General features: G+C 65.2%; 8 protein-coding genes. 3 read left to right on the top strand and 5 right to left on the bottom strand.

Translation table 11 applies throughout. The features are described 5' to 3' along the window. Positions 1-824: 824 nt before the first annotated feature. Positions 825-1,112: a hypothetical protein gene (locus tag RKP46_RS06640; protein ID WP_311105914.1), complete on the bottom strand. Its 288-nt coding sequence runs from the start codon at positions 1,110-1,112 to the stop codon at positions 825-827. On the opposite strand from RKP46_RS06640, the gene RKP46_RS06635 reads away from it, so the two are divergent. From RKP46_RS06635 to RKP46_RS06625, 3 genes are all read left to right on the top strand, one after another. Further along, a complete protein-coding gene (locus RKP46_RS06635; RefSeq protein ID WP_311105913.1) occupies positions 1,111-1,614 on the top strand; it encodes a Fic family protein in 504 nt (167 codons plus the stop codon). The genes RKP46_RS06640 and RKP46_RS06635 overlap by 2 nt on opposite strands. 694 nt (positions 1,615-2,308) lie before the next feature. Then, entirely contained in the window at positions 2,309-3,034 is a 726-nt protein-coding gene (locus RKP46_RS06630) for an AzlC family ABC transporter permease (protein WP_300334389.1), read from the top strand. Then, entirely contained in the window at positions 3,031-3,354 is a 324-nt protein-coding gene (locus RKP46_RS06625; protein ID WP_311097697.1) for an AzlD domain-containing protein, read from the top strand. Before RKP46_RS06630 ends, RKP46_RS06625 begins: the two co-directional genes overlap by 4 nt. A 17-nt stretch (positions 3,355-3,371) precedes the next feature. Here RKP46_RS06625 and ccmI read toward each other — a convergent pair whose 3' ends face one another. From ccmI to RKP46_RS06605, 4 genes are all read right to left on the bottom strand, one after another. Then, positions 3,372-4,616: a c-type cytochrome biogenesis protein CcmI gene (gene ccmI, locus RKP46_RS06620; protein ID WP_311105912.1), complete on the bottom strand. Its 1,245-nt coding sequence runs from the start codon at positions 4,614-4,616 to the stop codon at positions 3,372-3,374. Further along, the gene (locus RKP46_RS06615; protein WP_311105911.1) at positions 4,613-5,098 is read right to left on the bottom strand and encodes a cytochrome c-type biogenesis protein; all 486 of its coding nucleotides are present in this window, start codon (positions 5,096-5,098) and stop codon (positions 4,613-4,615) included. The genes ccmI and RKP46_RS06615 overlap by 4 nt, the downstream gene beginning before the upstream one ends. Beyond that, positions 5,095-5,679, bottom strand: coding sequence for a DsbE family thiol:disulfide interchange protein (locus tag RKP46_RS06610; RefSeq protein WP_311105910.1), 585 nt, complete (start codon positions 5,677-5,679; stop codon positions 5,095-5,097). Before RKP46_RS06610 ends, RKP46_RS06615 begins: the two co-directional genes overlap by 4 nt. Before the next feature lie 11 nt (positions 5,680-5,690). Next, the coding region (locus tag RKP46_RS06605; protein WP_311105909.1) for a cytochrome c-type biogenesis CcmF C-terminal domain-containing protein at positions 5,691-6,553 on the bottom strand (863 nt) is incomplete at its 5' end.

Raw genomic sequence — 6,553 nt, 5'->3', positions numbered from 1 at the left:
GATGGTTACGCGCGCCGGGCAGCGCCCGCGACCCGGCGCAGTGAGCCGATGTCCGGCGCGTTCTGGCCGTCGGCCAGGCAAAGCCGCTTCGCCACTGGCTAGCCTGTTGGCCGGACAAAGGGCGCCCCGCAGGCAAGCACCTTGCTGCGCCTTGCTGCGCCCTTCGCGTGCCACCGGTAACGGCTTGCGCAACGCCGAGCGGCGAGCTGCCGAGTTGTCGTCGCCGGTGTTCTCGACCAACGCCTGTGGGGACTCGGCAGGCAAGCGAAAATGTTCCGCTTGCGCGCACTCGAGTACCCAACCGGTAGCCGCAGACCGTCGCAAGAGGCGAAATGGCCCGCCTGATCGATTCAGCGAGAGCGCTGCGCGGGACAACGCCGCTGATGACCCGCCAGGCCCCCGGCCCGCGTGTCTCCGAAGTTTGCGGCTTCCTGGCCGGGAACATCGAGAGCTTTGCCGATCACCTCTGCATCAAGCTTTGCCAATGCCGAGGCGGCAAGGTCGCCACACGCTACCGTCGCCGCGTCTGCTTGATACCTCTACGGACATGGCGCCACGGTATTCCCCTGCCCCAACCTTGCAATCGAGTTCCAGCCCCGGCGTGGCCCTGCACGAAGTTCGCCGCGGCGCGCCAAAAGATTGTTTTTATTGGCCCTGAAGTCAAACCCTGTTCATGGCATGTGAAAGCTGACGAACGAGGAGACAAAGTCTTGCACAGCCCATGGCACAATCGAACTACCCCAAACGTCCCTTCTCCATACAGTTGCGCCATGAACACACCGGAAACCCAAGACGAAACCTCCCCATACCCGCTACCCGCATCATCACCTGGCACACCCGTGACCGTGGTCAGCGCGCTTGACTTGAAGCCGGCGCTCTTGTTCGGGTATGACCCTGCGCCCGTACGAGCAGCGCGGGAGGCAGCGGACATCGCCCCAGACAAAAGGCGGGCATTGTTCGTGGCCGAACGCGGACGTGTCGACTTCGTCTATAACACCGCCGCCCTCGAAGGCAATCCGCTCACCTTTCCAGAAATCCAAACGCTTCTCGATGGGATCACGGTCGGCGGGCACCGCCTGTCCGATGCAGAACAGGTGTTGCGACTCAATCATGCCCTCTCCTTTTGTAGTGGGTCTGGTGAAAGACAATGCCTTTGAGCTCACCGCCGACACCGCAAAATCGATTCAAGGCATTGTTGCCAAGAACGAAGCCCTGGAGTGGGGGGTATTCCGCAATGGGCCTGTTTTTATCCAGGGAACGGAGTATCAGGTGCCTCCGGCAGAACAGCTCGATGCGCTATTCGAAAAGGGCCGCCAGGCGCTGGCTATGATTTCCGATGCCATTCATCGCGCCTTCCTGGTCTTTCTCTGGGGAAGCCTGATCCAGTTCTTCTACGACGGCAATAGACGCACATCGCGGTTTCTCTGTAACGGCATCCTCATGGGCGCCGGCTATCCGCCGATGATGATTACCGCCAAGGAACTCTTGGCATACAACCAGGTCATGACCCGACTCTACGAGACCCAGGACGCGACAGAAGCACTGGTATGGTTCTACGGACGCTATGTTGAACGCATCCGGCATTTTGGCTTTGTTTCTTTACCCAGAACCTAAACCATGCATATCGGCCATACCCGCGTCTGCACCGGCAAGCAAATCCTCGACTTGCGAATTGACGCGCTGACGGCACGTAACCGTTCACGTCCCCCTGGCCACCAGCACCGTCGTGCTCGACGAATCAACACCTTGCCAAGGAGCAGGAGGCAACAAGGCGGTGGGGTGTGAACGGTTACCTCAAGTGGCCTTCAATACCGAGAACGCCTGCTGTTTTCGGCATTCGACGACGCCTGGGAAGACTCGCATACGGTCTACGGTCTGGGTAAGACGAAGGCGACGGAGTGACCGTGTCTCGCCGAAGCCCTTGTGGCTGATGGCCCGTCGCCGTTCTCACTGCGCAGCGCCGGCGCGTAGCTTCGCTTCTCTCTCTTCATCGACAAACTCGCCAAGGTGAAAATACCCTGGCGGCTGGCGCACATTGTTCGGGTATCAGATCAATTTGAGCCAGTGCGACGGCATTGCGCAGACGTCGCTGGTGAGGCAAGCGGCGGGGCCGCCCGCGGCAGGCGGCGCTTTGCTGATAGAATCCGCGACTTTTCGCCCCTGGTGCCGCGCCTGGACCTGTCGCTCCAGCCCGCTTTCCCCGCGCTGACCTGCCGGTCGTCGGCTTGCTACGACGCTTGGTCAGCCCGGCGGCTGGCCGACTGACCGATTGGCCGACTGCGACCGGCTGCGCACCGCTGCCAACTTCATGAATCAGCCTGAACATCTCCGCCGGCAGGAACTCCTCGCCGGAGTGCGCGATACGCTGCCGTTGCTGCTCGGCGCGCTGCCGTTCGGGATGATCTACGGCGCGCTTGCCGCGACCTCGGGGCTCTCCTTCGCCGCTGCCGTGGCGATGTCGGCGCTGGTCTTTGCCGGGTCTTCGCAATTCATTGCGATTGGCCTGATTGCGGCGCAGACGCCGGTGGCGATCATCGTGCTGACGACGCTGATCGTGAACCTGCGCCACATGCTGTACAGCGCAACGCTGTTGCCGCACCTCCAGCACCTGCCGCAGCGCTGGCGGGTTCCGCTCGCTTTCTGGCTGACCGACGAGACTTTTGCCGTAACCGTGCACCGCTTCCAGAAGGACGACGCTTCGCCCGACAAGCACTGGTACCAGCTTGGGTCGTCGATCGCCATGTATGTCAATTGGCAGTTCTGGTGTTTTCTCGGCCTGCTGCTCGGCCAGCGCATTCCCGATGCGCAGAGCTGGGGGCTCGACGTGGCGATGCCGGTCACTTTCATCGGCATGATCATTCCGTTCGTCAAGACGATGCCCATCGCCGTCTGCGTGCTGGTCGCCGGCGCGGCCTCGTTGCTGACGCTGGCGATTCCCTACAAGCTGGGCATCGTGCTCTCCGCGCTGGCCGGGATCGTTGCCGGCCTGAGCGCGCAGCGGCTGCGTGCCAGCCATCCGGCAGGCGAGCGATGACGGGGAGCGACGAAGTCTGGTTGATCGCCGGCATGGCCGCCGTCACCTTCGGCATTCGCTATCTGCTCTTCGCGTTGGCCGAGCGGATTCGACTGGCGCCGTGGATCATGGAGTCGCTGAAGTTCATCCCGCCGGCGGTGCTGACGGCGATTACGCTGCCCGCGGTTCTGCTGCCGAAAGGCGAGTGGTTCGTGTCGCTGGCCAACCCTTACCTGCTTGCCGCGCTATTGACGCTCGCCGCCGGCGTGCTCACGCGCAATCTGCTGGCGACGATCGCCATCGGTCTGGCGGCGTTTTTCGCCCACCGTCTGCTTTTCTAGCCGGTGGCCGCCAGCGCTCAGGGCTGTACCTGGTCGATCAGCAGGCGCAGGTCGCGGCTGCCCGGTCTGACGCCGGACAGGGCGCCGAACAGGTCGCCGGGAGACGCCTGCGCCTGACCCGCCTTGACGATCCGCGCTTCGACGTGCACCGCCTTGAAATCAGACAGTTTGCGCCCGCCGGCGAGGGCCATCGAATCGTCGAAGCTGAAGCGCAACGGCAGATCGGCGACGGTCGCGCGGGTTGCCGCGAGCGGCATGCGCGAACCGTCTTCGGGGCGCGCGAAGACGAAGAGCACGTCCTGCGGAGCGGCCTTGCCAGCGAGTTTTCCGCTCAGCGTCACTTCTCCGCTAATCGCCTTGCTGCGGTCGATCGCCGAGCGCGCGGCAGAACCGCCGGCGGCCTGTGCCAGTTCGCGCACTTGCGCGATGGCGCCGGCGAGTGCCTGGCCGTCCGCTGAATCGGCTTCAACCTGCGCCTGCAGGCGCGTCCAGTAGCTGGCGGCAGCGGCGAAGTCATGCCGCTCGCGTGCCGCTGCGCCGGCCATGAGCAGCGCCTGCGGGGCATCCGGGTCAAGCTTCAGCGCGCGTTCGAGCAGTTCGCTCGGCTTGCCGCGCAGGCTGCCGCCACTGGCTGCGCTGAGCACTTCGGCGTAGTCGGCGAGCAGGTTGGCGTCGGCATCGACCAGGACAGCCGCCCGCCCATAAGCCTCGGCCGCCTCGGTGTAGCGTTCGAGCACCTTGTACGAGCGCGCCAGCATCAACCACCCGCGCGCGTCGTCCGGGTTCTTCTGCAGCTTTCTCGCCAGATTGTTCACCATCTCGGCGACCTGCTCGGGCGCCGGATTCGCCTGCCGCGCCAGCGGATCGAGCGCGCGCGGATTGCCGAGCACGGCATAACCGGCGGCGGCGGCGAGCGGCAGTACGAGCAGCAGGGCGAGCGCCGTCTTGCGCTCGCTGCCCGCCGGCGCCGAAGCCACGCCCGGCGCTGGTCCGCCCGTATCGGCTAGCGCTTGCGCCGGATCGACTTCGTCGAGCAGGCGGCGCTGCAGTTCCGTTTTCGCCTGCGCGAAATCGGCCTCGCTCAACGTTCCGGCGCTGCGCTCGCGTTCGAGTTCGGCCAGTTGATCACGGAAGATCGCCAGGTTGGCGGCGCTGCGCGCGCCCGCCGGTGGCGCCGCGCGCGGCGCGCGCCAGAGCGGCCGAAGGACGATGGCGACGACGGCGACGACCAGGAGTCCGGCGCAGATCACGAAAGCGGTCATGATTTGCCCTCGCTGGAATCGGTCGTACCGAGCAGCGCCTCGACGCGGCGCTGCTCTTCGGCGCTCAGCGGACGGTCTTCGATCGCCCGGCTGCGTCGTCGCAGATAACGCAGCAGCGCCGCCAGGCCAATCGCGCAGAGCAGCGCCGGACCGAACCAGAGGAGCAGCGTCGTTGCCTTCAGCGGCGGCCGGTAGCGCACAAAATCGCCGTAGCGCTCGACCATGAAAGCCATGATTTCACTGTCGCTCTTGCCGTCCTTGATGAGCGCGCGAATTTCCCGCCGCAAGTCGCCGGCCAGTTCGGCGTTCGATCCGGCAAGCGATTCGTTCTGGCAGACCAGGCAGCGGAGTTCGCTGGCGATCGCCGCCAGGCGCTTTTCGGTCGCTTCGTCGGCCGCGCGCGGCGCTGCTTCGCCAGCGGAAAGGCGCCCGCCGCCGAGCAGCGCGAGGATCAGCAGGAAGAACACGAGCACGCGGTTCATCGGGCAAGTTCCGCGAGCAGCGGCTCGATGCGGCTGGCAAGGAGCTCGCGCGACAAGGGGCCGATGTGTTTCAGGCGAATGATTCCGGCCTTGTCGATGACGTAGGTTTCGGGAACGCCATAGACGCCGTAGTCGATTCCGACGCGCCCGTCGATGTCGAGCACTGACAGCGAGTAGGGATCGCCGTGCTTGGCCAGCCAGCCTGCGGCGCGCGCGATGACCATTTTCTTCTCCTCGGCCGGCGTGAGTTTGTCGCTGTCGATTCCGCCGTCGCCGCGCACTTCCTTGTAGTTCAGGCCGACCAGCGGCACCGTCGCGCGCCGCGCCAGGTCGACCAGCACCGGGTGCTCCTGTCGGCAGGACACGCACCACGACGCCCAGACGTTGAGCAGCCAGACCCGGCCGCGCATCTCCTGCGGCGAAAACGATTGCTCGGGCGCGTCCAGGCGCGCCAGCGAGAAGGCGGGCGCCGGTTTGCCGACCAGCGGCGAGGGCACTTCGCGTGGGTTCAGGTTGAGCCCGACGGCAAGCAGCGCGACGAGCACGAGAAAGCCGATCAGCGGCCAGAGAAATCGGTTCATCCGCTTTCTTCCTATGCGTTCGCCGCCGGCAAACCGCCGGCCACGAGGCGCGTACGCGCCTGGATACGGTAGCGGCGGTCACTCAGGGCAAGCACCCCGCCGAGCGCCATCAGGACGCACCCGCCCCAAATCCAGTCGACGAAGGGTTTGTAATAGACGCGTACGGCCCAGGCGGCGGCCGGATTCGCCTTGTCGATCGGCTCGCCGAGCGAAACGTAGACGTCGCGCAGGACGCCGGTATCGATCGCCGCTTCGGTCATCGGCATCGCGGAAGCGAGATAGAAGCGCTTTTCCGGCGCCATCTTGCGCAACAGCCGGCCGTCGCGCAACAAGTCGACGTCGCCGACCAGCGCCCGGTAGTTTGGTCCCTGTTCCTGGCGCACACCGTTGAAGCGAAAAACGTAGCCGCCGACCGAAACGGTATCGCCGATGTCCATCTTGACGTCTTTTTCGTCCTGGTAGCCGCCGACCATGGCAACGCCGACGATGAACACGGCGACACCGGCGTGCGCCAGATGCATGGCGAAGAAACTGCGCGGCTGGCGGCCAATGGCCCGGACAAACGACAAGCCGGCGCGCGTCGCCTGCACACGCTCGAAGAAGTTCAAGGCAGCGCTGCAGACGATCCACGCCGCGAGCAGCAGACTCAAGGCGACGAGCGGCTTCCACTCGCCGTAGAGGAAAGGCGCCGCGAGGCCGACGACGGCAGCGGCCAGGAAAGCCCAGCGCAGCGTGCGCGCCAGTTCGCCCAGACTCGCCTGCTTCCAGCGTGCGAAAGGGGCAACGCCGATCAGGAAGACGGCGGGCAGCATCAGCGGAACGAAGACGGCGTCGAAATAAGGCGGGCCGACCGACAGCTTGCCAGCGCCGAGCG

Origin of the sequence: Accumulibacter sp. (assembly GCF_031732815.1) — a bacterium.
In the GTDB taxonomy this organism is placed as follows: domain Bacteria; phylum Pseudomonadota; class Gammaproteobacteria; order Burkholderiales; family Rhodocyclaceae; genus Accumulibacter.
The sequence above is the reverse complement of the archived record's forward strand: the minus strand, read 5'-3'. Positions and strand labels throughout refer to the sequence as shown.